Here is a 26,045-nt window from a genome sequence, read left to right as displayed (position 1 = left end):
CTCGCCGGACGGGCGTCCCGGGCCACCTGGGATGACGGGCCGGAAACCGGGTAACCGCGCCTGATCCGGCCCAGGCGACGGGGCCAGCGGGGAGCGGGCAGCATGAGCGAGAGCGGAGCCACCAGGCGGGAGCCGGACCCGGCGAGCGAGCGGCTCGCCCACCGGGGCGGCGGCGGGTCGGAGCCGGACGTCCTGCTCGACATCCCGGAGGTGACGGTCGACCAGATCCGGCTGTCCGTCGAGGGGCTCGACGCCGACCTGTCGCTGCGCGCCCGCCTGGCCAACCTGCTCCAGCTCGACGCCGGGGTCCGGGTGCACCTGGAGGGCGTGGAGCTGGACATGACCGGCGTCAGCGCAGAGGCGCTGCTCAAGGTACGCCTGGAAAAGCTGGTGCAGATCCTGGACCGCGCACTGAGCACCATCGACCGGAACCCGCACCTCATCGACGTGCTGGCCCGCTCGGTCGGGGGCGGCATCGACGACGTGAACCGGGCGGCGCAGCAGCTCGCCAGCGCGCCCGTCGTGGACGAGAGCGGGCAGCGGATCGGGACGGTGGGCGCGGTGGCCGACCGGGCCCTGCGGGAGGGCGTCGGCCGACCCGCACCGCCCTCTCCGGCGCCGCCGGCCGGCGCGCGTTCCCCGCAGCCGCCGACCGGCGCCCAGGGGCCGCCGACCGGCGCCCAGGGGCCGCCGACGGGCCCCGCGGGACGGCCTCCGTCCACCGACAGGGGCGCCGGCCAGGCGCCCGCCGGCCCCGGCACCCCAACCGTCTCCGGGAAGACCTCGGAGCCGGGAAGGCCGGCCGGTTCTGGGAAGCCGCCGGAGCCGGCCAGTTCTGGAAAGCCCTCGGAGCCGGAGAAGCCGACCGGCTCGGGGAAGCCCTCGGAGCCGGGGAAACCGGCCGCCGCCGGGAAGCCGGCGGAAGCGGAGAAGGCGCCGGGTGGCCAGCCCGGGCCGGCGCAGCTCGCCGGGCAGGCCGGGGAGACCCTGTTGCAGGCGGGTCGGAGCGTCTGGGAGGCGATCCAGAGCGGCATGGGCCAGCACCGCCCGAAGCGGTAGCCCTGGGCGTACGGCTGGGTCTCCGTCCCCCCGAGCCCCCTAGTGCGCCGGGGAGGGAGGCTCGTGGGGACGGCCGGCGGCGTGGTGGGCGTCGGCGAGGGCGACGGCAAGCAGTACGAGCGCGGCCACGACCCCCGCGGCCAGCGGCGGGGCGAGGTACAGGGGAGCGGCGGCGACCGCCAGGGCGGCGATGGCGACGACCCGGCGGATGGAGAGCCGGTCGAACACGGCGCGTTCCAGGCGGATGCGCCCGTAGAGGAACAGCGCGGGACCACCGAGGCTCGCGACGAGCCACGCCGGCTCCGGTGCGCCGAACGGGTGTTTCAGCACGATCTCGAAACCGACGGCGGTGGCCACGATGCCCAGCACCATGACGACGTGGGCGGTGCCGATGGCGAGGCCGGCGGCGTCCCTGTCGCCCGACGCGGCGACGGTTTCGGCGAGGACCTGACCGGAGCGGTAGAAATAGATCCGCCACATCAGCACCGTCGACAGGAACGCCACCACCAGCCCGGCGGCGGTCGCCGCGGTGACCTTCTGGTTGGTCAGCGTGGTGCCGACGGCGAGCACGGTTTCCCCGAGGGCGATCATCAGGAACTGCTGGTAGCGCTCGGGCAGGTGGTGGCGGCTGTCCGTGGCCCACGCGCTGACCGGCGGACGGGCCATCCCCGGGACGGACCAGCGCAGCTGCGCGCCAAGGAAGTCAATGGCCACGGCGATCGCCCACAGTGCGGCCCGGGCGGTGCCACTGACCGCCGCGCCGGCGATCCAGAACACCGCCGAGACCGCGCACCACAGCAGCGACCGGAGGTAGAGCTGCCGCAGGGGGTGTCCGCGCAACGCAGGGATCAGGATGAGCGGCCGGCCGCACAGCAGGATCACGTACGGCAGTACGAACGCCCACCCGCGGCCGACGAACGCGTACGGCAGCGACGTCGACATGACCAGCAGCCCGAAGGCACTGGCCAGGACCAGCCACTGGATCTTGCGACGGCGGGGGTCGAACCAGCTCGTGATGTGCGCGGTCGTGATCCACAGCCAGATCAGCGGCAGTGACAGCACCGGCAGGAAGGCCATCGCCCGCCATCGGACGACCAGGTCTTCGCTGACGATGTCCCGCGCCACCCGGGTGACCACGCCGGCCAGGGCGAACACCAGCACCAGGTCGACGAACAGTTCCAGGAAGTTGGCCTGCCGCACGTCCTCGCGGCGCTGCAGCAGGTCCTGGCCCTCTTCACCGCCTTCCTGACGCCTCATACCGCTCATACTCGCCCGCCCAGACCGGACATCACCGGTGGTTGGGCGCCGTGCACACGGAGGGCAGACGATCCGGACGCCGGGTGCAGCCGATGGTGGGATTCCACCGGGGCGGCGGCAGGTGGCCGATCGATCAGGAATCAAGAAGCACCGGGCATGGCGCCGTTCGTAGCGTGGCCCTCGTGCGCATCACTCAAGCACTAGGGAGAAAAGCATGAAGGCGAATGTCAGCTCGATCCTCCTCGGCGTCCGGGACCTGGCCCGGTCCAAGCAGTTCTACACGGAGGGGCTCGGCTGGAAGATCAAGGACGACTACGGCGTCTCGGTGTTCTTCGAATCCGACGGAGGCTCGCTCGTCGGCTTCTACGGCCGCGAGGGCCTGGCCGGCCAGGTGGGCGCCAACCCGGAAGGCAGTGGCTTCAGCGGGCTGGTCCTCACGTACGTCGTCCGCAGTGAGGCGCGGGTCGACGAGATCATCGCGGAGGCCGAGAAGGCCGGCGCCACCATCCTGAAGCCGGCCGGCGCCCTGCCGTGGGGCGGGTACGGCGGCTCCTTCGCGGACCCGGACGGCTACATCTGGAGTCTCGGCTACAGCGACCAGGGCACGGACCAGCCCTACGCGGAGTAGCCGCCGGGGAAAGCGAGAGATGCCACCAACGCCCCCATGCCATCGACGGTAGGGCAGGCCGGCGCCGACCCAACGGTCCTCACCAGCGGGAATGCTGGTGAGGACCGCTGTGTCTGGCCACTCTGGCCGGGACGCCTGATTTCGCCAGCCGTCCGGAAGTTTCGGTATCCCATCGGGTTCGAGGCAGTCCAGTCTTCGATGCTGCCGCCACATCGATGAGGCAGACCATCGTCGTGCCGTTTCGGAAGGTTTCCGGAAGTTCTTGTTCCAAGAACTGTTGCCGTGCCAGCATGACGTGGCATTGAAACCCATCGTTCCTGGTCCGGGTTGTACCGAGAAGGGAGGCAATCGTGGCAACCAGTTCTCCTGTCCCCTCCACTGGCTCGTCGGGAAGCCGATCGACGCGGGTCCGACTGCTGGTCAGCGGTGTCGTCGCAGCCGTCGCGGCAATGGGCGTCGTGGTGGTGATGCCCGAGGCGAACGCCGCAGCGGGCACCCTGGGCGCGGCGGCCGCCCAGTCGGGCCGGTACTTCGGCACGGCGATCGCCGCGGGCCGGCTCGGTGATTCGACGTACACCACGATCGCCGGACGTGAGTTCAACATGGTGACGGCCGAGAACGAGATGAAGCCGGACGCGACGGAGCCCCAGCGGGGCCAGTTCAACTTCAGCTCCAGCGACCAGATCTACAACTGGGCGACCCAGCGCGGCATGAAGGTTCGCGGACACACCCTCGCGTGGCACGCACAGCAGCCCGGCTGGATGCAGAGCCTGAGCGGTAGCAGCCTGCGCCAGGCGATGATCGATCACATCAACGGGGTGATGGCCCACTACAAGGGCAAGCTCGCCTACTGGGACGTCGTCAACGAGGCGTTCAACGAGGACGGCAGCCGGCGGCAGTCCAACCTGCAGGCCACCGGCAACGACTGGATCGAGGTGGCCTTCCGCACCGCGCGCACCGCCGACCCGTCGGTCAAGCTGTGCTACAACGACTACAACATCGAGAACTGGTCCTACGGCAAGACGCAGGGCGTCTACAACATGATCCGGGACTTCAAGTCTCGTGGCGTGCCGATCGACTGCGTGGGCCTGCAGACCCACTTCACCGGTGGCAGCTCGCTGCCGAGCAACTTCCAGACCACGCTCACGAGCTTCGCCTCGCTCGGTGTCGACGTGGCCCTGACCGAGGTCGACGTCACCAACGCCTCGACCACGCAGTACGCCGGGCTGACCCAGGCCTGCCTCAACGTGCCCCGCTGCGTCGGCATCACCGTCTGGGGCGTACGGGACAGCGACTCGTGGCGTTCCAGTGAGAACCCGCTGCTGTTCGACGGCGGCGGCAACAAGAAGGCCGCCTACACCTCGGTGCTCAACGCCCTCAACGCCGCCGGCCCGGTCACGCCCTCGCCGACGCCGAGCGGCGGCACCGGTTCACCGTCGCCCTCGGCCACGCCGGGCGGAGCGAAGCGGATCATCGGCGCCCAGTCCGGCAGGTGCATCGACGTGCCGAACGCGTCGCAGAACAACGGCACCCGGGTGCAGCTCTACGACTGCAACGGCCAGGCCAACCAGGCGTGGACGCTCACGTCGAGCAAGCAGCTGACCGTGTACGGCAGCAAGTGTCTGGACGCCGCAGGTTCCGGCAACGCCTCGGCGGTGCAGATCTACAGCTGCAACGGGCAGGCCAACCAGCAGTGGAACGTCAACTCCAACGGAACCATCACCGGTGTGCAGTCCGGCCGCTGCCTGGACGTGTGGGGCACCGGCAACGGCCAGCAGGTTCAGATCTACGACTGCAACGGGCAGGCCAACCAGCGATTCAGCCTGAACTGACGACGTTCGCCCACAAGCCACGGCGAGTGCCCGACTACTTCGGTATTCGGGCACTCGTCTGGTCCGTGCGATCCCCGGGCGACAAGGGGGGCAGCCCCAACAAGCGTCGGCAGGTAGCGGCGGTCAGACCCTGTGTTCGGGCGTCAAGGAGTGGCTGGCGGCGGGTGGGGCAGCGGATGGGCGCCTTCCGGGCGTAGGCCGTCGAAGATGATGGAAAGGTATCGCTGCCACAGGCCGGGCGGGGCGTCTGGCACGTAGCTGGTGACGTAGTTGGGCGCGCACATCAGCAGGATGACGTCGGCACCGGTGATGTCGGCCCGCACGGCGCCGTGTTCACGAGCCCGATCGACAAGCTTGTGCACGGAGCGGAACATCTGCTCGCGGGCCCTGGTGACGTCCGCGTTCAGTTCGCCGGCCTCCTGCAGGAACGACAGGTCGCGTTGCCGTTGTTGGTCGGCAGCGACGGTGAGGAACTCCAGCAGCGCGGCGCCCGGGTCCGCCGCGTCGAGCAACTGTTCGCCGACGGTTTTCAGCGCGTCGATCCGGTCAAGGACGATCGCGGCGAGCAGGTCATCCTTCGTGGCGAAGTGACGGAACAGGGTGCCCTTGCCGAGACCGGCCCGGCGGGCGATGTCGGCGACCGAGACGTCCAGGCCACGCTCCGCGAACTCGTCGGCGGCGGCTGCCAGTAGCAGCCGCCGGTTGCGGGCGGCGTCGGCACGCAGCGGGCGGGTCGAGGTCACGTTGCCACCGTAGCAAGTTGACCGCCCGGTCCGCTTATTGCTAGCTTCACGACCAATAACATGACCGGTCGGTCCGTTTAATTGGGGGAAGCGCATGAAGGCAGTTGTCGTGACCGGCTACGGGCCGCCCGAGGAGTACACCGTGGCGGACGTGCCGGCACCCCGGCCCGGGCCAGGGCAGATCCAGGTCCGGATCGCCGCCGCCTCGATCAACCCGGCGGACGTCCGGCTGCCCAGCGGCGATTTCCGCGATGTCGTGCCGCTGGGGTTTCCGCACGTGCCCGGCAACGACTTCGCCGGCACGGTCAGCGAGGTCGGTGCCGGCGTGACGGCCTACCAGGTGGGCGACGAGATCTTCGGCCAGGCCGTGCCGCGGGCACTGCGGGCGATGGCCGGTGCGACCCGGCCGTCGCTGAGCACCGGCTCGCTGGCCGAGTACGCGGTCTTCGAGGCCGATACCCCGTTCCTGGCGCACCGCCCGGCCGGCCTCGACATCGAGCAGGCGGCCGCCCTGCCCACCGTCGGCCTGACCGCACGGGCACTGATGGCCACCGCCAAGGTGCAGCCCGGCGAGACCGTCCTGGTCGTCGGCGCCACCGGCGGTGTCGGGACCGCAGTGATCCCGCTGCTCGCGGCCGCGAAGGCGCGGGTGATCGCCACCGCGACCGCCGCTGACGCCGCCATCCTTCGAGCTCTTGGCGCCGACAAGACCATCGGGTACGCGGAATCCGAATACCCCTCCGACGTCGACGTCGCCTTCAACCTGACCGTGCCCAGTGACCACCTTGCTGGAGTCGCAGGCGCCATCCGCACAGGCGGACGCCTCCTCACGATCACCTACCCGGTACCGCAGCAGGACGGGATCGGCCGCGACGACGTCGGCCTGCATTTCGTGCTGGACATGGACGGCACCTTCGGCGGGATGCGCGAGGTCGGTGAGCTGGCGGTCGGTGGTGACCTACCGGCCACGATCGGCCGCCGCTACACCCTCGATGAGGGCGCCCAAGCATGCGTCGACTTCGTCCGCCTGCATACGACCGGCAAGCTGGTCGTCACGATGTGAACACTGCCATCGGCACTTCTCGGCGATCTGACCGACCGACGACCGCGACAGGATCACCTCGTGACAACTGACATCCGCGAACTCCAACAGGCATTCGACGACGCTGAACTTCACGCCGACACCGACCGCTTGCACACTCTGCTGGCGGATGACTTCATGTCCATCGGCGAGCGGGGCTACCTGCTGAACAAGCGGCAGTGGATCGACCGGCACGCTGACTTCGCCTACCTCTCGCTGGAGACAACCGGAGTCGACCTGCGCCGCTACGACCGCGCCGCGATGGTGCGCTGCGTCCAGCGCAGCCGGGCGACCTGGCGTGGTGAAGCGATGACACTGACAGTCCGGCTGAGCCAGGTATGGATCGAACTGCCTGGCGGTTGGCGACTCGCCGGCATTCAGTTCAGTTCGCTCGACCCGGTCTGAACCAACCGAAGTAAGGGGGGTCAACGAGGGTCAGACCGGACAGACGGTCTTCCGCAGCGAAAAGCAGAGCGCCGACCGCGTTTCCGCTGGTCGGCGCTCCTGTAGCCCGGCGAAAGGCTATGTGGCCAGGGGCGGGGTCGAACCGCCGACCTTCCGATTTTCAGTCGGACGCTCGTACCAACTGAGCTACCTGGCCGTGCTGCTCGGCTCATGCTACCGCATGGGCCGATACGCAGAACGCCGCGCATGAAGGGCGCGGCGTCAGCGCTTGCGGTCCTGACGGGACTTGAACCCGCGACCTCCGCCTTGACAGGGCGGCGAGCACTCCAACTGCTCCACAGGACCTGGCTGGTGTTGCATCCGGCTGAGCCGGACCGTGCCCCCAACGGGATTCGAACCCGTGCTACCGCCTTGAAAGGGCGGCGTCCTGGGCCGCTAGACGATGAGGGCGGCCCCGCCATCATTGCACACTCGCAACTTCAAGCGGACTTGCTCCCATCCGGCCCCGCCGGAGGCATGAGAAGCATATGCCATGCCTCCGGCGTCGGCCAAACCGGTATGGCCACCCGCACACTGCCGGGCGAAACCGCAGTTCAGAGGCGGTGTCACCGGAGTCGGGAGATCCCGAACCGCCGCTTGAGGTCGGGAATCACGCGCCGGCAGGCGGCGATCGTCTGGGTCCGGTCGCCGCCCGCGTCGTGCATCAGCACGATCGAGCCGTGGCGGGTCGCCGCCGTGACCCGCTTGATGATCGTCTTGGCCGGGGGGTGGTCCCAGTCCTGCGGGTCGACGCTCCAGTGCAGGGGGCGCATGCCGAGCTGGCGGGCCACGGTCAGCTCCTCCGCCGTCCACCGGCCGCCGGGCTGGCGGAACCAGGTGATCGGCGCCTGCGGCGCGGCCGCCCGGATGGCCTGGTTCGTGCGGACCAGGTCGGCCCGGATCTCGGCGACCGGTCGCCGGCCGAGGTTGATGTCGTGCCGCCAGCTGTGGTTGCAGAGCTGGTGACCCTCGCGGACGATCCGGGCCACCAGTTGCGGGTAGCGCCGGGCCTGCTTGCCGACCAGGCAGAAGGTCGCCGTGACGTGGGCCGCCCGGAGCTGGTCGAGGATCTGCGGGGTGAACCGGGGGTCCGGCCCGTCGTCGAAGGTCAGCGCCACGCCGTGGTCGCCGGTGGTGCGGTGCAGCCCGGCGGGCAGGGTCTTCGGCAGCGGGCGCAGCTTCGGCTTCGGCGGGGTAGTGCGGCTCGGAGTGGGCCGCGGGGTCGGCGTCTTCGGCGGCGTCGGGGCGGCCGAGGCGGTCGGCGGGGCGCCGGCCTGGGTCGGGGTCTTGCCGGGCTCGCCGCAGCCGGCCAGGAGGAGCACCAGGCCGAGGGCGAACGCCAGCACGGCGCGTGGACGCATCGTCGCTCCCGAGAGGGGGTCGGGTCGGGCGGACTTTCCGACCGTAGTGGACGTCGCGCCGAATGGGGAGGGCCCTCAGCCCGTCGTCGACTGGCCCAGGGAGTCCCGCACCGCCACCGCCAGCGACAGCGCCTCGGCGAGGTCCACCGGCCGGACCACGCCGGCGGGGAGGGTGTCGGACCGCCAGCCCGGCCCGGCGGCGAGCACCAGCAGCGGGCGGCGCGGGGCGGCGAGCACCGCGGTGAGCTGGTCCGGGTCGGCCGTGACCCGGGTGTGCGACCAGAGCACCACGGCCGCCGGACCGGTCCGGTTGACCGCCTCGAGCAGGGCGGCCACCGGCACCCGGGCGCCCAGCATCCGGTAGCCCACCCCGGCCTCGGCCAGGGCGGCGGCCAGCGCCTCCAGCGGCAGCGTGTGCTGCTCCTCGTCGGCGCAGGAGAGCAGGATCCGGGCGGGCCCCGCGGTGGGGTGCGCCCGGGCCACGGTGGCGAACGCCTCGGAGACGCACCGGGAGACCAGGTGCTCCACCTCGATCAGCCCGCCGGTGGCGGCGTGCCGCTCGCCGATGGCGGCGAGCACCGGCCGGAGCAGCCCGTCCCAGGTCCGCACCACGCCGTCGGTGGCGAGGGCGTGCGCGACGGTCTCGCCGATCGCCACCGAGTCCAACCGCATGGCGGCGCGGGCCATGCCGCGCGCCACCGGTCCGGCCCGGCCGACGGGGATGGTCGTCCCGCCGCCGTCCCGGACGGCCGTGGCCCGCCGCTTCGGCCCGAGCTGCTCGGCGGGCAGGGCGGCCGGCGCCTGCCGGGCCCAGCGGGCGGCCTCGGCGGGAGCGACCCCCTCCGCGGTGAGCCGCCGCATGATCTCCAGGCGCGCCAGGTCGGCCGGCGTGTAGCGCCGGTGGTGCCCCGGCACGTGCTCGCCGGGACCGAGGCCGTAGCGCTGGTGCCAGGTGCGCAGCGTGGTGACCGCGACCCCCAGCCGGCGCGCCACGGCCCCCGCGCTCAGCGCCTCATCCGCCACCCGACCGCTCCGGTACCTCGTCGGCCGGCGCGCCCGCCCGGGACGCGTCGACGGCGGGACGGGCCGGCCGCAGCAGCCGGTTCACCACCCCGCCGAGCCAGGGCGCGTACGCGCGGGGGTCGGCGTCCAGTTCGTGCTCCAGCTCGTGCGGGTCGACCCAGCGCAGGGTGGCCACCTCGTCGGGATCGGGCCGGATGGGCAGGTCGGCCGGCACGTCGGCGCGCAGCACGTGGTCGTACTCGAACTCGACCCGACCGGTGGCCGGGTCCTCGGCGTAGTAGACGTAGACCCCGACCTCGGTGAGGCCGACCGGCGCGACGCCGAGTTCCTCGGCGAGGCGGCGGTTGGCGGCCTCGGCCAGCGACTGGCCGGGCAGCGGGTGGCCGCAGCAGGAGTTGGCCCAGCGCAGCGGGAACCGGGTCTTGGCGGCGGCCCGCTGCTGGAGCAGGGTCCGCCCCCGCGGGTCGACCAGCAGCACCGAGAACGCCCGGTGCAGCCGTCCGGGTGGCTGGTGGGCGGCGGCCACCGTGGTCTGGCCGAGCACCTTCCCGCCGTCGTCGACCAGCTCGACCAGGTGCTTCTCCCGGGCCGTCACGACGTCGTCCCGGTGATCCGCGAGGCGGCGAGCTTGCCGCTGATCAGGACCATCGGCACGCCCACCCCGGGTTGGGTGCCGGAGCCGACGAAGACCACGTTGCCGAGCGTCCGGTGCAGGTTCGAGGGGCGGAACGGGCCGGTCTGGAAGAGGCTGTGCGCGGCGGCGAACGGGGTGCCGGCGGCCATGCCCTGCGCCTCCCAGTCGGCAGGTGTCACCGCGCGCAGCACCTCGATGCCGTCGCCGAAGCCGACGTAGCCCCGCTCCTCCAGGGTCGCCACGAGCTGGTCGCTGTAGCGGCGGGTCAGGTCACCCGGCCAGTCGAAGGGCGCCCGGTGGAGGTTGGGCACCGGGGCGAGCACGTAGTAGGTGTGCCGCCCGGCCGGGGCCACCGACGGGTCGGTCCGGCTCGGGTTCGTCACCAGCAGGGACGGGTCGCTCATCAGCTCGCCCCGCCGGATCACCTCGTCGAACGTGCCCTTCCAGGACCGCCCGAAGTGGATGTTGTGGTGGGCGATCCTGCGGTAGCCCTGCGTCGAACCGACGTGCAGCACCACGCAGGAGGGCGAGTAGGTGAGCGCGCGTTGCCGGCTCTCCGGCAACAGGTCCCGGTAGGCGACCGGCAGGTCGGGGTTGAGCACCACGACGTCCGCCGGGACGAACTCGCCGTCGGCGGTGACCACGCCGGTGGCCCGGCCGTGCGCGGTCTCCACCCGGGTCACCGTGGTGCCGTACCGGATCTGCACGCCGTGCTTCTCCGCCGCGCCGGCCATCCCACGGGAGACCGCGTGGATGCCGCCGCGCGGGAAGCACACCCCGGCCACCGAGTCGAGGTACGCGATGACCGCGTAGATGGCCAGCGCGTCGTGCGGGGTGAGGCCGGCGTACATGGCCTGGAAGGAGAAGATCCGCTGGGTACGCGGGTCCCGGAAGAACTGGTTGATCTTCGTCTGGAGCCGCCGGAAGGCGCCGTTGGCGAGCAGCCTGAGCAGGTTGCCGGTGAGCAGGTCGGTCGGGGCGTCCAGGTTGCGCTCGATGAAGTCCGCCCGCTCCCAGCGCCAGAGGTCGCGCGCGTAGTCGACGAAGCGCAGGTAGCCGTCCGCCTCGCGGGGCCCGCAGACCCGGGCGATCTCGGCGGCCATCCGGGTGGTGTCGGTGATGACGTCGAGCGTCGACCCGTCCGGGTAGTACGCCCGGTAGGCCGGGTCGAGCGGCGTCAGGTCCAGCCAGTCGCTCAGCTCCTCGCCCACCGCCCCGAGCGCCTCGGCGATCAGGTCGGGCATGGTGAGCACGGTCGGCCCGGTGTCGAACTCGTACCCGTCGACGCCGAGCCGGCCGGCGCGCCCGCCCGGCACCGGTTCCCGTTCGAGCACGGTCACCTGCCGGCCGCTGCCGGCCAGGTGCAACGCGCAGGCCAGCCCGCCCAGCCCGGCGCCGACGACGACCACCCGGTCGGTGCGCCCGCTCACGGTCCGCATCCCAGCCCCCTTGTTCGCGAAGTTGCCCATCATGCCCGCCGCGTGGTGGCGGCCGTGGCGAGGCCCGTCAGCGCGGTCCGCGCAGTGCCGTCGATCGGCGCGGTGTCGAGCGCCGCCTGCGCCTCGGTCACCCGGTCGGCGATCATCCGCTCGACCCGGGCCACCGCCCCGGTCTCCCGGACCAGGTCGGCCAGGCGCGCCACCTCGCGCGCCTCGGTGACCGCGCCGGCCCGTTCCAGGGCGCGGCGCTGGGCCGGGTCGGCCAACTGCCGCGCCAGCGTCAGCAGCACGGTGGGCTTGCCGGTCCGCAGGTCGTCACCGGCCGGCTTGCCGGTGGTGGCCGGGTCGCCGTAGACCCCGAGCAGGTCGTCCCGGAGCTGGAACGCCTCGCCGACGGCCAGCCCGTAGCGGGTGTATGCGGCGATCAGCGGGGTGTCCGCCTCGGCCCCGGCCAGGGCGGCGCCGAAGAGCAGCGGTCGCTGGACGGTGTAGCCGGCCGTCTTGTAGCGGGCCACCCGCAGCGCCCGGTCCACCGACCAGTGCGCCGCGTCGTGCTCGCCCAGCACGTCGAGGAACTGCCCGGCGACGGTCTCCACCCGCATCTGGTCGTAGCAGCGGCGCACGTCGAGCATCCGGGCCGGCGGCACGGTCGCGTGCGCCATCAGCCGGTCGGCCCAGACCAGGCAGAGGTCGCCGATGAGCACGGCGACGGCCTCGCCGTACCGTTCGGGGTCGCCGGTGTGCCCGGCGGCCCGGTGCCGGTCGGCGGCGGCCCGGTGCGCGGTCGGCCGGCCGCGCCGGGTGTCGGAGGCGTCCATCACGTCGTCGTGCACCAGCGCGAAGGTGTGCAGCAGTTCCAGCGCGGCGAGCGCCGGCAGCACCGAGGGCAGCGGCGCGTCGCCGCCGGCCAGCCCGCGCCAGCCCCAGTACGCGAAGGTCGGCCGGACCCGCTTGCCGCCGGCCAGCACGCAGTCGCGGGCCGTCGCGGCGAACCCGCCCATCGCCGCGTCGATCTCGGCGAGCGAGTCGACCTCGGTGGCCAGGAACGCCGCGAGGGTCTCGTCGACCCCGTTCACCAGGTCGTTCGTGAAAGCGGCCAGTACGCCGCGGACCGGATCGTCCGACGCTCCGGGCTGAGCCGGCGCGACCACCCGGAGCGAACTACCCGCAACTGCGTCGTTGGCCATGGGGGCGAGCGTACCCTAGAGTTGCGAGTTGCGTCGATTGCTGCGTCGAATTGGAGGAGGGCCGGTGGACACGGATCTCACCGCTGCCTATGAGCGTTGCCGCGAGCTGCACCGGCGTCACGGCCGTACCTACTATCTCGCCACCCGGTTGCTGCCCGCCTGGAAACGGCGGCACGTGCACGCCCTCTACGGATTCACCCGCTACGCCGACGAGATCGTCGACCGCACCGAGGAACTGCCGCCGGCCGAGCGGGCCGCCCGGCTGGAGGAGTGGTCCGCCCGCTTCGTCGCTGGCCTGCACGGCGAGCCGGTCGACGACCCGCTGCTCCCCGCCGTGCTGCACACCATCGCCGTCTTCGACCTGGACCGCGGCGACTTCGCGTCGTTTCTGCGCAGCATGGCGATGGACCTCACCGTCAGGTCCTACCCGACGTACGACGACCTGCTCGACTACATGGAGGGCTCGGCCGCAGTCATCGGCACCATGATGCTGCCGATCCTGGGCAGCTCCGATCCGGCCGCCGCCCGGGAGCCGGCCCGCCAGCTCGGCTTCGCCTTCCAGCTCACCAACTTCATCCGGGACGTGGCCGAGGACCTGGACCGGGGGCGGACCTACCTGCCGGACGAGGACCTGGCGCGGTTCGACGTCACCCGGGAGGGCCTGCTCGCCGCCCGGGCCGCCGGCCGCACCACCCCACGGCTGCGCGAGCTGATCGAGTACGAGGTGGCCCGCGCCCAGGCCCACTACGAAGCCGCCGCGCCCGGCATCCCGCTGCTCGCGCCGGCCTCGCAGGCCTGCATGCGCACCGCGTACGCGCTCTACGGCGGGATCCTCGACGAGGTGGCCGCCCAGGACTTCGACGTGTTCACCCGCCGGGCCCTCGTACCCCGGCGGCGGCGGATGGCGGTGGCCGCGCGGGCGCTGCTCACCCCGGCCGGCGCGCCGGTGCGGATCCCCGGCCCCGCCCTCCGGCCGGCCCTGGTCGCGTGAGCGACCGCACGGCGGTCGTGCTCCTCACCCGCGACCTGCGGGTGCACGACCACCCGGCGCTGGCGTCGGCGTGTTCGGCGTTCGACCGGGTGGTGCCGCTCCACGTCCTCGACCCGGCGCTGCAGGGGCTCTCCCCGAACCGCACCCGGTTCCTGCACCAGAGCCTGGCCGAGCTGCGCGAGGCGCTCCGGAAGCGCGGCGGCGACCTGGTGGTCCGGCGCGGTGACCCGGTGGCCGAGACCGTCAAGCTGGCCCGCGCGGTCGGCGCCGAGGGGATCGGCCTCTCCGCCGACGTGAGCCGTTACGCCCGGCGTCGCGAGCGCCGGCTGCGCGAGGAGTGCGACCGGCAGCGGATGTCCCTCCGGCTCTTCCCCGGTCTCACGATCGTCGAGCCGGGCGACCTCCGGCCCGCGGGCGGCGACCACTACAAGGTGTTCAGCCCCTACTTCCGGGCCTGGCAGGGGGCGAAGGTGCGGGAGGAGTTGGCCGCACCGAGGCGGGTGCGGCTGCCCGACGGCGTCGATCCGGGCCGGCTGCCCGACCCGCCCGGCGGCGACTCCCCGGACGCCGCGGTCGGCGGGGAGAGCGTGGCCCGGCGCCGCCTCACCGGGTGGCTGCCCACCCTGGGTCAATATGACGACATCCACGACGACATGGCCGGCGACGACACCTCCCGGCTCAGCCCCTACCTGCGCTTCGGCTGCCTCTCGCCGCTGGCCGTGGCGAACCGGGCCGGCGACCGGAGCGGGCCGTTCGTCCGGCAGCTCTGCTGGCGGGACTTCTACCACCAGGTCACCGACGCCTTCCCCGACCTCTCCTCCCGGGCCTACCGGCGCGGGGCGCAGGAGGACTGGCGGTACGACCAGCACGCGCTCGACGCCTGGACCGAGGGGCGGACCGGGATGCCCATCGTGGACGCCGGGATGCGGCAGCTGCGCGCCGAGGGCTGGATGCACAACCGGGCCCGGCTGATCACCGCCGGCTACCTGACCAAGCACCTACGGCTGGACTGGCGGTCCGGGGTGGCGGTCTTCTTCCGCTGGCTGCTCGACGGCGACGTGGCCGACAACTCGGGCAACTGGCAGTGGGTGGCCGGCACCGGGAACGACGCCCGGCCGCACCGTGGCTTCAACCCGGTCCGCCAGGCCGAACGCTACGACCCCGACGGCGCGTACGTCCGCCGGTACGTGCCGGAGCTGGCCTCGATCGGGGGGAAGGCGGTGCACCAGCCGTGGCGGCTCCCCGAGCGGGCGCGCGCGGCGCTGGACTACCCGCCCCCGCTGGAGGTGCCGGGCACCGAGCCGGTCTGGCTGCGCTGACGGCTCACTCCCGCCAGACGGTCACCTTGACCAGGGCGCCGCCGTCGCCCGCCTGGTTCACCACCTGCAACCAGCCCGGGTGCCCCTCCGACGTGGTGAAGCAGTACTGCTGGCCGCTGCCGACGTAGTGGTGCGGGGCGCTCGTGCGGCGGGCCTCGCGGTAGGTCGCGCAGCGGGCCCCGGCGCCCTCCTCCGGGCCGGCGTAGGTGTCGTCGTACATGGCGCTGTGCCGGGCGCTGGAGTAGAGGATGTAGCCCCAGTCCAGGTAGAGGTCGACCGTCGCGTCCTGGGCGTACCGCTGCACGGGCCGGCCGCCGTCCACGTCCACCCCGGTCTTCTTGTCGAGCTGCACCACGTCGCTGAAGACCACGGTCGCGGCACCGCCGGCGGTGGGGCTGTCGTCCGGGGCGCCGGTCGAGGCGGCCCCGGTGGTGGCGGCGGTCGTGCCCGGCGCCGCGGGGGCGGTCGTCGTGCCGGTGGGGGTCGTCGTGGTGGCGGCGGCCGGCGCGGGGTCGTGCCGGTCCTGGTCCAGCGCCCAGCCGGCGACGCCGAGGACCAGCAGCGCCACCGCGGCCAGCCCGGCCGTCCGCCAGCGGCGTCGCCAGAGCTGGTACGCCACCAGCGCCGCCAGCGCGACCAGGCCCAGCACGATCCACAGCGGGTCGGAGCGGACCGCCTGCACCAGGGCGACCAGCCCGGCCACCGCCGAGACCAGGTTGGCGGCGACCCCGGAGTGCTCCTTGAGCCGGGTCGCCGGCGCGGGCGCTTCGTTCTCCACGAGCACCGGAGCGTAGCGGCGGCTGACGCAGCGTGACAGGGTCGCCACGCTTGTTGATCAGTCCGCTTCCCGTCAGAGGCAGGAGTGCAGCGCCTCGACCAGCTCGTCCACCCGGTCGTGGTCGGCCAGCCGGGCGGTCGCGTACGCGAAGGTGTAGCCGCGCTCCGGATCGGCCCAGGCGCTGCTGCCGCCGATCCCGCCCATGCCCCAGCTCCCGTCCGGCTCCCACTGCATGCCCAACGTCCAGGACGCCCGCCGGTCCAGCACCAGGTCCGGCCCGTCGTACTGCACCCGGGTCGCCTCGGCGACCAGCTCCGGGCTGAACCGGCGTACCCCGTCGAGGGTGCCGCCGGCGAGCAGGCCCGCGTAGAGGCGGGCCAGGGCGGACGCGGTGGCGTGCAGGTTCACCGCCGGGAACTCGGCGGCGCGCCAGAGCGGGCTGTTCACCACCGCCACGTCCAGCCCGCCGGCCGGGTTTTCCAACGCCCGGGCGCGCAGCGACCCCGGCTCGCCCAGCATCCGGACCGGCCAGCCCGGATCGGCGTACGACAGGTCGGCGCAGCGCCGCTGGTCGGCCACGCCCAACCCGAAGGCCAGGTCGAGGTGCCACGGCCCGGCGATCTCCTCGGCCAGGAACCGCCCCACCGGCCGTCCGTCCACCCGGCGGACCAGCTCGCCGACCAGGTGCCCGTACGTCCAGGCGTGCTCGCCCGCGACGCTGCCCGGCGTCCACTCGGGCTCGGCGGCGGCCAGGTCGGCGCAGAGCAACGCCCAGTCGGGGATCGCCGCGGCGGGCCGGGGCACCGGGAACGCGGGCAGCCCGGCGGTGTGGTCGAGCACCTGCCGCACGGTGGCGGGGGCGCGGAACTTCGGCCAGTACGCCGACACCGGCGCGTCGAGGTCGACCCGGCCCCGGTCGACCAGCAGCAGGAGGCAGAGCGCGACCACCGGCTTGCCCACCGAGTAGACGTCGACCAGCGTGTCCGGCCGCCACGGCGTCTCCGCCCCGACAGCCGGGACGGCCGCGCCGGGCGGGACCGCGGCGCGGGTGCCGCCGACCAGGTCGACCACGGGCGTGCCGTCGTACCAGACGGCCAGCGCCGCCCCGGTCTCCCGGCCCGCGGCGAAGAGGTCGTGGAAGCAGTCCCGGACCGGGGCGAAGCGTGCCTGCATCCGGCCACGGTAGGCGGTCGGGCTGGTTACCGGCTCGGGAATTCCGGCCCGACGCGGTGGCCGCCGCCCCGGCGGTGCGGAATGCTGGCGGGATGGCGGAGCCGGAAGTGGTGGACGTGGTCGTGGTCGGGCTCGGGGTCGGCGGCGAGGAGGTGGCCGGGAAGCTCGCCGAGGCCGGCCTCGCCGTGGTCGGGATCGAGCGGGACCTGGTCGGCGGCGAATGCCCGTACTGGGGGTGCATCCCGAGCAAGATGATGATCCGGGCGGCGAACGCGCTGGCCGAGGCCCACCGGGTCAACGAGCTGGCCGGCAGCGCCGAGGTGCGGCCCGACTGGGCGCCGGTCGCCCGGCGGATCCGCGAGGAGGCCACCGACACCTGGGACGACAAGGTCGCCGTGGACCGGTTCACCGGCAAGGGCGGCCGGTTCGTCCGGGGCAGCGGCCGGCTCGACGGCCCGAACCGGGTGCGCGTCGGCGACCAGGTGTTCGAGGCCCGCTACGGGATCGTCCTCGGCACCGGCACCCGCCCCTCGGTCCCGCCGATCGACGGGCTGGCCGACACCCCGTACTGGACCAACCACCAGGCCATCGAGGTCGAGGAGCTGCCGGAGTCGCTGCTGGTGCTGGGGGGCGGCGCGATCGGGCTGGAACTGTCCCAGGTCTTCGCCCGGTTCGGCGTCCGGGTGACCGTGATCGAGGCGGCCGACCGGGTGCTCGCCCTCGAGGAGCCGGAGGCATCGAAGGTCGCCGCCGGGGCGCTGCGGGCCGACGGGGTCGAGATCCACACCGGGGCCGCGGCCGCGCGGGTGAGCCACGACGGCGGCGCCTTCACCGTCCACGCCGACGGCGCCGCGTTCAGCGGCGAGAAGCTGCTGGTGGTGACCGGCCGCAAGGCGCACCTGGACGAGCTGGGCCTGGATTCGGTCGGCATCGACTGCACGCAGCGCTACCTGCCGGTCAACGAGCGGATGCACGCCGCCGAGGGGATCTGGGCGGTCGGCGACCTCACCGGCGAGGGCGCGTTCACCCACATCGCCATGTACCAGGCGGGCATCGTCGTCGCCGACGTGCTCGACCACGTGCGGCGGATGAAGGGCGGGCCGGACGCCAGCGGCACCGCGAGCGTGGTCGGCGGCGCGGCCGGCGTGGTCAGCGCCGTCGGTGGGGCGATGAGCGCGTGCGGGTCGACCGTCGCGCCGGGCAGCGTCCCGGTCGCCGACTACCGGGCGCTGCCCCGGGTCACCTTCACCGATCCCGAGGTGGGCGCGGTCGGCCTCACCGAGCAGCAGGCGCGCGAGCGGGGCATCAACGTCCAGGTCGGCCACACCGACCTGACCTCGTCCACCCGGGGGTGGATCCACAAGGCCGGCAACGAGGGGTTCATCAAGCTCGTCGCCGACGCCGACCAGGGCGTGCTGGTCGGCGCCACCTCGGTCGGCCCGGCCGGCGGCGAGGTGCTCTCCGCGCTGGTCGGCGGTGCACGCGGCCGTCCCGGTCAGCCAGCTCCGGCACATGATCTACGCGTACCCGACCTTCCACCGCGCCATCGAGGACGCGCTGCGCAACCTGAGGTGACCGCCCGGACAACCTTTCCCCGGGTGGCCGCGTGGTAGGGGCGTGACCGACCAGAAAACGCGACTGTCGACGGCGGACGCCTCGTACGTGGCCTTCGTGGAGGAGGCCTGGCGGCGCCACATCCGGCTGGCCATGCTGCTGGCCGGGGACCGGTGGCGGGCCGAGGAACTGCTCCAGGACAGCCTGGTCCGGATGTACGAGCGGTGGCGCCGGTTGTCCCGCACCGACGACCTGCACGCCTACCTCCGGCGTGCGCTGGTGAACAACCACACCTCGTTCTGGCGGCGGCGCCGGCGGGAGAGCCTCGTCGCCGAGGTCCCCGACCGGGCCGCACCGGCCGCCGAGCCGGACCACGACGTCGTCGCGCTGCGTCGGGCGCTGCGCGCGTTGCCACCGAGGCAGCGCGCCGTGGTGGTGCTGCGCCACTACGAGGACCTGCCCGAGCGGGAGGTGGCCCGGGTGCTGGGCTGCACCGTCGGCACGGTCAAGAGCCAGCACTCGAAGGCCCTCGGCAAGCTCCGCCACCTCCTCCAGCAACCCTCCTACACGGGGATCAGGTGATCTCGATGACGAATCTCGACGAGCGACTCACGACCCGGCTGCACGCCCTCGTCGACGGCGAGCCGGACTCGGCGGCGCCGACCGCGACGCTGCTGGCACGGGGTCGCCGGGCGCGGAGGCGCAGGGCCGGCACCTTCGCCGGCGGCGCTCTGGCCATGCTCGCGCTCGGCGCGCTCGGTACGGCCACGCTGGTGCAACGGCCGGCGCCCGACCGCCCGGCCGTCGCCGCCGAGGCGAGCGCGCCGGCGCCCGCGTCTCCGCAGATGGAGTTGGCCGCCGCCGTGGCGACGACGGAGAGCACCAGTTACCGGGTCACGGTGCGGAGGACCAACCAGGTCGATCCGAACTGGGTGGAGATCACGACGGGTGCCTTCGACCCGGCGACGGCCAACGGCTGGCTGCGCACGCCGTACACCGGCGGGGGCGTCGGCTTCATGGAGGAACGGCTGGTCGACGGGGTCTACTTCGTGGGCGACGCCGGAGTGGACAAGAAGCTCCACTGGGAGCAGTACCGGGGCAAGCGGAAGTTCCTGCCGTTCGACGTGGCGATGGGCGGGGCCCTGAGTGCCTCGGCCGAGCAGGAGGGGCTGCTCCAGGTGCTCAAGAAGACCGGCGCGACGGTCACCAGGACCGGCGACCGCGCCTACCACTTCAGCGTCGAGCCCACCGGAAAGGACACCGGGTACGGACCGGGAGCTCCCCTGGAGAGCGAGACCGTCGTGGGCGACGTGACGCTCGACGCCCAGAACCGCATCGCGAAGCTGAACTACGAACTCACCCTGGTCTGGAACAAGAACGGCAAGATCGGCCCACCGGCCATCGTCCGGGTGGCCATGACGTTCGCCGACTACGGTGCCCCGGTCGCGGTCGAGCGGCCGGCCCACGCCAAGATCGTCAAGTAGCCCGCTCGGGCGAACCTCCGTGCTGGCCAGGCACGGCGCCGTCCTCCGGGACGGCTCCGTGCCGGCCGGCACCGGCCGTGAACCGGGCCGCGCCCTTCATGGCGTCGGTGACCAGGGACTCCATGCCGAAGGCGAGTTCGGTCGCCAGCGCCTCCGGCTCGGGCAGGCCGCCGCCGGCCAGCACCGCCGCCCGGTCGTTGCGCAGGCAGGTCTGCGGGTGCCGGGCGATCTCGGCGGCCAGCCGCTCGGCCTCCGCCCGGGCCGTGCCCGGCGCGACCAGCCGGTTCACCAGACCCATCGCGTACGCCTCGTCGGCGGGGACCGGGCGGCCGGTGAGGATCAGGTCCATGGCGCGGCTCTCGCCGATGAGCCGGGGCAGCCGCACCGTCCCGCCGTCGATGAGCGGCACGCCCCAGCGCCGGCAGAACACCCCCAGCGTCGCGTCCGACTCGGCGACCCGCAGGTCGCACCAGAGCGCCAGCTCCAAGCCGCCGGCCACCGCGTACCCGGAGATCGCGGCGAGCACCGGCTTGGACAGGCGCATCCGGGTCGGGCCCATCGGGCCGTCGCCCTCGGGTTCGACCCGGTTGCCGCGCGGCGTGCCGATGGCCTTGAGGTCGGCGCCGGCGCAGAACGTGCCGCCCGCGCCCCAGAGCACGGCCACGGCCGCGTCGGGGTCGGCCTCGAAGGCGCGAAAGGCGTCGGCCAGGGCCCGGGCGGTCGGGCCGTCGACGGCGTTGCGGGCCTCCGGCCGGTCCAGGATCACCGTGGTCACCGGCCCGGCGTGCTCGACGCGTACCCCCATCGGGTCAGCATGCCCTCGACGGCGGCCGCCGCGCCAGCTTCCCGCTATTCGGCGCGGCGGGCCAGGGTGGCGCCGAGGGCAGCGCCCACCACGCAGGCCACGCCGGCCAGCTGCGGCCAGGCCAGCAGCTCGCCCAGGAGCAGCGCGCCGACCAGCGCGGCCACCGCCGGCTCCAGGCTCAGCAGCACCGCGAACACCCGCGCCGGCATCCGGCGCAGCGCGGCCAGCTCCGCCGAGTAGGGCAGCACCGACGACAGCAGCGCCACGCCCAGCCCGAGCGCCACGGTCCGGAGGTCGAGCAGCTCGGCGCCGCCGGACGCCACCCCGAACGGGAGTACGCAGACCGCGCCCACCGCCATCCCCAGGGCCAGCCCCCGGGTGCCCGGCAGGTGGCCGCTCATCGCCTTGCCGAGCAGCACGTAGCCGGCCCAGCCGACGGCGATGAGCCCGCAGAGCAGCAGGCCGAACGGGTCGACGCCGATGCCGCCGAGCCCGGCCAGGAGCAGCACCCCGGTGCCCGCCAGCACCGCCCAGAGCACGTCGACCACCCGGCGGCTGCCCAGCAGCGACACCACCAGCGGGCCGGCGAAGCCGACCGTGACGGCCACCCCGAGCGGCACCCGCTGGAGGGCGGCGTAGAAGGCGAGGTTCATGGCGGCCATGGCCACCCCGAACGCCGCGATCAGGCCGGCCGCCCGCCAGCCGGGCCAGCGGGCCGGGCGGGTGACCGCCAGCAGCACCAGCGCGCCGAGGCCGAGCCGGAGGGTGGTCGTACCCCCGGCGCTGGTGGCGGCGAACAGTTGCTTGGCCACCGCCGCGCCGACCTGGGTGGAGACCATGCCGAGCAGCATCAGCAGCGGCGGGGGTACGGCCTCGGGCCGGCCCAGGGCCGCGACGAGCCGGGCCGCCGGCGCGGTGGACGGGGTGCGGGAGGCATGCGCGTACACCTGGACCACGATGGACGCCGACGGCGCGCGCCGCGACGGATTTCCCGCCGGACGGCGGGCGGGTCAGGCGAAGTCGGCCGCGTGGTCGGCGGCCCAGTCGGCGAACGTCCGCGCGGGGCGCCCCAGCACCGCCGCCACGTCGCCGGTCACCTGCTCGGGAGTCTCCGCCATGGCCGCCCAGCCGGCCAGTGCCGCGTCCGCGAACGCGGGGCTGCCCATCGCCACGGCCAGCATGGGGCGTACCGCCTCGGCGGGCACCTCCTGCCAGCGCAGGTCGCGGCCGATCGCCGCGCCGATGAGGCGCACCTGCTCGGCCTGGGTGACCGTCCGCGGGCCGCTGAGCACGTAGGTGCGCCGGTCGTGCCGGTCGCTGGTCAACGCGTCGACCGCGACCGCCGCGATGTCGTCCTCGTGGACCATCGAACGGGCCGCCGCGCCGTACGGCCAGCGCACCACGCCCTCGGCGCGGATCGCCGGGGCCCAGGCCAGCGTGTTCGTGGCGATCCCGGTGGGACGCAGCATCGTCCAGGGCAGGCCGGACGCCGTGATGGCACGCTCCACGACGGCCCAGAACGAGTCGGGGTCGGCCTCGGCGGTGGCGGCCGACACGTACACCACCCGGGGCGACCCGGCACCGGCGAGCACGGCGGCGACGCGCGGAGCGAGCCGTGCCGCCGCGGCCGGTTCGACGAAGGGCCAGATCAGGAACACCGCCTCGACGCCCGCCAGGTGCGGGCGCAGGGTCTCCGGATCGGCCAGGTCGGCGGCCACCGCCTCCACCCCCGCCGGCAGCTTCGCGCGGCCCGGGTCGCGGGTGACGGCCCGTACGCCGTGGCCCGCGGCGACGAGCCGCTCCACCACGCGCCGCCCGACGTTTCCGGTCGCGCCGGTCACCAGGATCATCGTCGCCTCCAGGGAATTCTCGTGAACCCGATGGAGCCGACCGTAGAACCTCAACAATTGTTGAGGTCAACCGTCGGCGGGCATACTCGGGGCGTGAAGCAGGACACGTCCTTCGACTGGCACGAGCCGGGCCTGACCATCGGTCAGGTCGCGCAGCGCAGCGGCGTCTCCGCGTCGGCGATCCGCTTCTACGAGGCACAGGGCCTCATCAGCAGCGACCGCACGCCCGGCAACCAGCGCCGGTACCACGGCGACGTGATGTGCCGCCTGGCGATGATCGAGGCGTGCCAGCGGGTCGGCCTCACCCTGGCCGAGGTCGGCCGGGCACTCGCGGCGCTGCCGCCGGGGCAGGCGCCGACCACTGAGGACTGGAACGCGCTCGCCGAGCGGCTGCGCACCGAGGCCCAGTCCCGCATCGACCAGCTCAGCCAGGTGCTGCGCGAGCTGGCCCCACCCGCCGCACCCGGGCCACCCGCACCCTGACGGCGCCTCGGTAGCATCGGCGGCGGCAACGATCATGTGAGGTGCCCCGCCGTGCGCGGGGAGAATCGGGAAGCCGGTGGAAATCCGGCACGGGCCCGCCGCGGTGACCGGGGAGTCCCCGTCCACGCGCGTCACGCGCAGCCACTGGCCGGTAGGCCGGGAAGGCGGACGGTCAGGCGTCGATCCGGGAGTCCGAAGACCGGCCTCGCGTTCAGTCGCCCACCGCGAGTGTGGGCCGAGTGCAGCGGGAGCCTGCCTGTGGACCTGTACGACGTCATCCACCGCCGCCGCGACGTGCGCGCCGAGTTCACCGGGGAGCCGGTGCCGGACGCCGTCCTGGACCGGATCCTCACCGCCGCGCACGCCGCGCCGAGCGTCGGCAACTCGCAGCCCTGGGACTTCGTGCTGGTCCGCGACCCGCAGACCCGGCGCCGGTTCCACTCGCACGTCCAGGTCGAGCGGGACACCTTCGCCGCCACGCTGGACGGCGCCGCGGCCGAGCGGTTCGCCCGCATCAAGATCGACGGAGTGCTGGAGTCGACGCTGTCGGTCGTGGTCACGTACGACCCGCAGCGGGGTGGGCCCGCCGTGCTCGGCCGGCACGCCATCGCCGACGCCGGCCTCTACTCGGTCTGCCTGGCCATCCAGAACCTCTGGCTGGCCGCCACCGCCGAGGGGCTCGGCGTCGGCTGGGTCTCCTTCTACCGGGAGCCGTTCCTGGCCGACCTGCTCGGCATCCCGCCCGGCATCCGCCCGGTGGCCTGGCTCTGCGTGGGCCCGGTGAGCCGCCTCCAGACCGTCCCCGACCTGGTCCGGCACGGTTGGCGTACGCCCCGGCCGCTGGCCGCCGCCGTGCACGCCGACCGCTGGCGGGCGGACGAGGACCACCCGATGGGGTGATCCGTGGTCGCCGCCCGGTTTGGGGCCTCTCCTGCCGGGAAGTCGGACCACGTGCGCGAACTATTGACGAAGATCGAGCAGAACACCCGACTCGACCGGGTCGGTGACCGGTTGCAGCGCGCCGTGCAGGGCACCCTGCGTCCCCAGCGGGTCCGGGACTTCCTGCACGGCGTCTGGTTGGGGCACCCGCTGCACCCGGCCATGGTGCAGGTGCCGGTCGGCGCCTGGATCTCGGCCGCCGTCGTGGACCTGATGCCCGGCCAGCGCCGGGCGGCGACCGCGCTGGTCGGGGTCGGTACGGTCAGCGCGCTGCCGGCCGCGGTGGCGGGGCTCAACGACTGGGCCGCACTCTCCCGCGACCAGCGCCGGATCGGCCTCGTGCACGCCGCCGCGAACACCATCGGCCTGAGCCTCTACGCCGGCTCGCTGGCGGCCCGGCTGAACGGGCGGCACAACCTGGGCCGGGCGCTGGCCTACCTGGGGCTGTCGGCGGCGAGCGCCGGGGCGTACCTCGGTGGGCACCTCGCGTACAAGCAGGGCGCGCAGGTCAGCCAGAGCATCTCCGAGCTGCACCTGGTGAGCGACGGCTGGCACCCGCTCGGCGACATGTCGAGCCTGCCGCAGCGGCAGCTCCTCACCCGCGAGATCGACGACGTCTCGGTGATCCTCTACCGGCACGGCGACGACGTGACGGTGATGCTGGAGCGCTGCCCGCACCAGAGCGGCCCGCTCGGTGAGGGCGAGGTGCAGGAGATCGATGGCCATGCCTGCGTGGTCTGCCCCTGGCACGGCAGCACCTTCCGCCTCAACGGCGGCGAGGTCGTCCACGGCCCCTCGGGCAACGACCAGGTCATCCTCCCCACCCGCGTGGTCAACGGCCGCCTGGAGGCCCGCCTCCCCTGACCGTCGGAGCGGCCGCCCGTCCGGTCCACGGTCGCCCGGGTCAGTCCCGGCGGTGGCGACCCACGACGAGGTCGCGGACCGTCGTCCGGGGCGCCGGGCGGCGGCGCAGGCCGAGGACCGCGCCGATCTGGGCACCCACGATGCTCGCCACCGCCAGCACCGCCGAGATGGCCAGCGGGCGGTTGATCCGGTCCTCGACGGTGGCCCGGGAGGCGCCCGCCGACATCGCCGGTGGCTGCCCGGCGGGCGCCTCCACGGTGGGCGTGGTGTCCCGTCCGGGCGGGTGCGGGGACGGCGTGCCCTTCGGCGTCGTCGAGGACGCGCCGCCACCGCCCGGCGTGGCGGCCGGGCCGGGAGCCGGGCGGGACGGGCTGGCCGGGGTGGCCACGAGCCGGCCGGTGGCGTGCCGGCGGGCGCCCGCGTCCACCGCCCCCTCGGGCAGCTTGAGCAGCTGCCCCGGTCGGATCCGGTCCGGGTCGGCGAGCCGGTTCAGCCGGGCCACCTCGCGGTAGCGGTCGAAGTCGTCCAGGTAGCGGTCGGCCACCTCGCCCAGGTAGTCGCCCTTCGCCACCCGGTACACCGCCGGGCTCGTGGTGACCGAGGCGGCCCGGACCGGCGGGGCGGCGAGCGCGGGACCGGCCTGCGGGGCGGCGCGTCCGGCCGGCGGGGCGACCACCGCCGGCGCGGTGGCGACCGGCTGCGGCGCGGCCAGGGTGGCGGCGCTCGCCGCGGCCGGGCTGGCCGCCAGGATCAGCGCCACCGAGCCGACCAGCGCGGCCGCGGCCCGCTGCTGGCGGCGCATCCCGCGCAGCCGGGGCGCCGGCCGGCGCAGCGACGCCGCGAGGAGTTCCACGAGTACGGAGAAGGCGAACGTGGCCCAGCCGAACCAGCCCACCACGGCCAGCGCCCGCAGGAAGAGCTGCCCGTCGTCGCGGCTGGTCAACGCCGTACCCACCTCGGCCAGCGTGGGCAGGTGGTCGGGGAGGGGGTTGCCGGCGAAGGCCAGCAGGGCGATCGGCCCGCCCGCCAGCACCGCGCAGAGCACGACGAGGGCGCCGAGGCCGGTGAGGACCTGGCCGGTCCGCCGGACGGCCGAGCGTTGCGATGCACCCATGGC

25 protein-coding genes, 3 tRNA genes, 1 pseudogene and 1 riboswitch are annotated in these 26,045 nt (G+C 73.7%); of the genes and pseudogenes, 13 read left to right on the top strand and 16 right to left on the bottom strand.

All coding sequences use genetic code 11. The features are described 5' to 3' along the window. Window positions 1–102: 102 nt before the first annotated feature. The gene (locus IEY96_RS33105; protein WP_268247138.1) at window positions 103–1,059 is read left to right on the top strand and encodes a hypothetical protein; all 957 of its coding nucleotides are present in this window, start codon (window positions 103–105) and stop codon (window positions 1,057–1,059) included. 39 nt (window positions 1,060–1,098) lie between these two features. On the opposite strand, the gene IEY96_RS04205 is transcribed toward IEY96_RS33105, so the two are convergent. Further along, a complete protein-coding gene (locus IEY96_RS04205; protein ID WP_189193435.1) occupies window positions 1,099–2,316 on the bottom strand; it encodes a low temperature requirement protein A in 1,218 nt (405 codons plus the stop codon). A 214-nt stretch (window positions 2,317–2,530) separates the two neighbouring features. Here IEY96_RS04205 and IEY96_RS04200 point away from each other — a divergent pair, with 214 nt between their 5' ends. Next, the gene (locus tag IEY96_RS04200; protein WP_189193434.1) at window positions 2,531–2,944 is read left to right on the top strand and encodes a VOC family protein; all 414 of its coding nucleotides are present in this window, start codon (window positions 2,531–2,533) and stop codon (window positions 2,942–2,944) included. A gap of 449 nt (window positions 2,945–3,393) precedes the next feature. Beyond that, a complete protein-coding gene (locus IEY96_RS04195; RefSeq protein WP_229791369.1) occupies window positions 3,394–4,776 on the top strand; it encodes a glycoside hydrolase family 10 protein in 1,383 nt (460 codons plus the stop codon). 143 nt (window positions 4,777–4,919) lie between these two features. On the opposite strand, the gene IEY96_RS04190 is transcribed toward IEY96_RS04195, so the two are convergent. Further along, window positions 4,920–5,519 carry a TetR/AcrR family transcriptional regulator gene (locus tag IEY96_RS04190; RefSeq protein WP_229791368.1) on the bottom strand — a complete coding sequence of 200 codons (600 nt, stop codon included), beginning with the start codon at window positions 5,517–5,519 and terminating at the stop codon, window positions 4,920–4,922. A gap of 94 nt (window positions 5,520–5,613) precedes the next feature. Between IEY96_RS04190 and IEY96_RS04185 the strand changes: the two genes are divergently transcribed. Beyond that, the gene (locus IEY96_RS04185; protein WP_189193431.1) at window positions 5,614–6,582 is read left to right on the top strand and encodes an NADP-dependent oxidoreductase; all 969 of its coding nucleotides are present in this window, start codon (window positions 5,614–5,616) and stop codon (window positions 6,580–6,582) included. Between the two features lie 60 nt (window positions 6,583–6,642). After that, complete coding sequence (locus tag IEY96_RS04180; protein ID WP_189193430.1) at window positions 6,643–7,005, top strand: nuclear transport factor 2 family protein; 363 nt, start codon at window positions 6,643–6,645, stop codon at window positions 7,003–7,005. 122 nt (window positions 7,006–7,127) lie between these two features. Here IEY96_RS04180 and IEY96_RS04175 read toward each other — a convergent pair. From IEY96_RS04175 to IEY96_RS04140, 8 genes are all read right to left on the bottom strand, one after another. Beyond that, window positions 7,128–7,201 (bottom strand) — tRNA-Phe (locus tag IEY96_RS04175). A 75-nt stretch (window positions 7,202–7,276) separates the two neighbouring features. Continuing rightward, window positions 7,277–7,350, bottom strand: a tRNA-Asp gene (locus IEY96_RS04170). Window positions 7,351–7,382: 32 nt separating this feature from the next. Continuing rightward, window positions 7,383–7,455: transfer RNA gene (locus IEY96_RS04165), tRNA-Glu, on the bottom strand. Window positions 7,456–7,610: 155 nt separating this feature from the next. Beyond that, entirely contained in the window at window positions 7,611–8,405 is a 795-nt protein-coding gene (locus IEY96_RS04160) for a polysaccharide deacetylase family protein (RefSeq protein ID WP_189193429.1), read from the bottom strand. Between the two features lie 75 nt (window positions 8,406–8,480). Then, a complete protein-coding gene (locus tag IEY96_RS04155; protein ID WP_189193428.1) occupies window positions 8,481–9,428 on the bottom strand; it encodes a MerR family transcriptional regulator in 948 nt (315 codons plus the stop codon). Continuing rightward, window positions 9,418–10,023, bottom strand: a complete 606-nt coding sequence (gene idi / locus IEY96_RS04150; protein ID WP_189193427.1) for an isopentenyl-diphosphate Delta-isomerase — start codon at window positions 10,021–10,023, stop codon at window positions 9,418–9,420. The genes IEY96_RS04155 and idi overlap by 11 nt, the downstream gene beginning before the upstream one ends. Continuing rightward, entirely contained in the window at window positions 10,020–11,501 is a 1,482-nt protein-coding gene (gene crtI, locus IEY96_RS04145) for a phytoene desaturase family protein (protein ID WP_189193426.1), read from the bottom strand. Before crtI ends, idi begins: the two co-directional genes overlap by 4 nt. Before the next feature lie 29 nt (window positions 11,502–11,530). After that, window positions 11,531–12,688 (bottom strand): polyprenyl synthetase family protein, encoded by a 1,158-nt coding sequence (locus IEY96_RS04140; RefSeq protein ID WP_189193425.1) that lies wholly within the window; start codon window positions 12,686–12,688, stop codon window positions 11,531–11,533. Window positions 12,689–12,752: 64 nt separating this feature from the next. Between IEY96_RS04140 and IEY96_RS04135 the strand changes: the two genes are divergently transcribed. Together IEY96_RS04135 and IEY96_RS04130 are read left to right on the top strand one after the other, a co-directional pair. After that, complete coding sequence (locus tag IEY96_RS04135) at window positions 12,753–13,679, top strand: phytoene/squalene synthase family protein (protein WP_189193424.1); 927 nt, start codon at window positions 12,753–12,755, stop codon at window positions 13,677–13,679. Next, window positions 13,676–14,998, top strand: coding sequence for a cryptochrome/photolyase family protein (locus IEY96_RS04130; protein ID WP_189193423.1), 1,323 nt, complete (start codon window positions 13,676–13,678; stop codon window positions 14,996–14,998). Before IEY96_RS04135 ends, IEY96_RS04130 begins: the two co-directional genes overlap by 4 nt. 4 nt (window positions 14,999–15,002) lie before the next feature. Here the strand turns inward: IEY96_RS04130 and IEY96_RS04125 are convergent, their stop codons facing one another. Next, entirely contained in the window at window positions 15,003–15,776 is a 774-nt protein-coding gene (locus IEY96_RS04125; protein ID WP_189193422.1) for a hypothetical protein, read from the bottom strand. Between the two features lie 72 nt (window positions 15,777–15,848). Then, window positions 15,849–16,949 (bottom strand): serine hydrolase domain-containing protein, encoded by a 1,101-nt coding sequence (locus IEY96_RS04120; RefSeq protein ID WP_189193421.1) that lies wholly within the window; start codon window positions 16,947–16,949, stop codon window positions 15,849–15,851. A 92-nt stretch (window positions 16,950–17,041) separates the two neighbouring features. On the opposite strand from IEY96_RS04120, the pseudogene IEY96_RS04115 reads away from it, so the two are divergent. From IEY96_RS04115 to IEY96_RS04105, 3 genes and pseudogenes are all read left to right on the top strand, one after another. Continuing rightward, window positions 17,042–18,524: pseudogene (locus IEY96_RS04115) on the top strand (dihydrolipoyl dehydrogenase family protein). 42 nt (window positions 18,525–18,566) lie between these two features. Continuing rightward, a complete protein-coding gene (locus tag IEY96_RS04110; RefSeq protein WP_229791367.1) occupies window positions 18,567–19,085 on the top strand; it encodes a SigE family RNA polymerase sigma factor in 519 nt (172 codons plus the stop codon). A gap of 5 nt (window positions 19,086–19,090) precedes the next feature. Next, a complete protein-coding gene (locus IEY96_RS04105) occupies window positions 19,091–19,987 on the top strand; it encodes a hypothetical protein (RefSeq protein ID WP_189193420.1) in 897 nt (298 codons plus the stop codon). Here IEY96_RS04105 and IEY96_RS04100 read toward each other — a convergent pair. The 3 genes from IEY96_RS04100 to IEY96_RS04090 form a co-directional block, all read right to left on the bottom strand. After that, the gene (locus IEY96_RS04100) at window positions 19,980–20,792 is read right to left on the bottom strand and encodes a crotonase/enoyl-CoA hydratase family protein (RefSeq protein ID WP_189193419.1); all 813 of its coding nucleotides are present in this window, start codon (window positions 20,790–20,792) and stop codon (window positions 19,980–19,982) included. The genes IEY96_RS04105 and IEY96_RS04100 overlap by 8 nt on opposite strands. A 44-nt stretch (window positions 20,793–20,836) precedes the next feature. Next, window positions 20,837–21,739: an EamA family transporter gene (locus IEY96_RS04095; protein WP_229791366.1), complete on the bottom strand. Its 903-nt coding sequence runs from the start codon at window positions 21,737–21,739 to the stop codon at window positions 20,837–20,839. Between the two features lie 63 nt (window positions 21,740–21,802). Next, window positions 21,803–22,642, bottom strand: a complete 840-nt coding sequence (locus tag IEY96_RS04090) for an SDR family oxidoreductase (protein WP_189193418.1) — start codon at window positions 22,640–22,642, stop codon at window positions 21,803–21,805. Between the two features lie 93 nt (window positions 22,643–22,735). Between IEY96_RS04090 and soxR the strand changes: the two genes are divergently transcribed. The 3 genes from soxR to IEY96_RS04075 all read left to right on the top strand — a co-directional run bounded on the left by soxR (window position 22,736) and on the right by IEY96_RS04075 (window position 24,928). After that, entirely contained in the window at window positions 22,736–23,125 is a 390-nt protein-coding gene (gene soxR, locus IEY96_RS04085) for a redox-sensitive transcriptional activator SoxR (protein WP_229791365.1), read from the top strand. 27 nt (window positions 23,126–23,152) lie between these two features. Next, a riboswitch (cobalamin riboswitch) is annotated at window positions 23,153–23,347 on the top strand. Between the two features lie 36 nt (window positions 23,348–23,383). Beyond that, window positions 23,384–24,025 carry a 5,6-dimethylbenzimidazole synthase gene (gene bluB / locus IEY96_RS04080; protein ID WP_189193416.1) on the top strand — a complete coding sequence of 214 codons (642 nt, stop codon included), beginning with the start codon at window positions 23,384–23,386 and terminating at the stop codon, window positions 24,023–24,025. 51 nt (window positions 24,026–24,076) lie between these two features. After that, window positions 24,077–24,928, top strand: coding sequence for a Rieske (2Fe-2S) protein (locus tag IEY96_RS04075; protein WP_189193415.1), 852 nt, complete (start codon window positions 24,077–24,079; stop codon window positions 24,926–24,928). 40 nt (window positions 24,929–24,968) lie between these two features. Here IEY96_RS04075 and IEY96_RS04070 read toward each other — a convergent pair whose 3' ends face one another. Beyond that, window positions 24,969–26,042 (bottom strand): LysM peptidoglycan-binding domain-containing protein, encoded by a 1,074-nt coding sequence (locus IEY96_RS04070; RefSeq protein ID WP_189193414.1) that lies wholly within the window; start codon window positions 26,040–26,042, stop codon window positions 24,969–24,971. Between the last annotated feature and the right edge of the window lie 3 nt (window positions 26,043–26,045).

This window comes from Micromonospora fulviviridis (genome assembly GCF_014648395.1).
In the GTDB taxonomy this organism is placed as follows: Bacteria; Actinomycetota; Actinomycetes; order Mycobacteriales; family Micromonosporaceae; genus Micromonospora; species Micromonospora fulviviridis.
The sequence above is the reverse complement of the archived record's forward strand: the minus strand, read 5'-3'. Positions and strand labels throughout refer to the sequence as shown.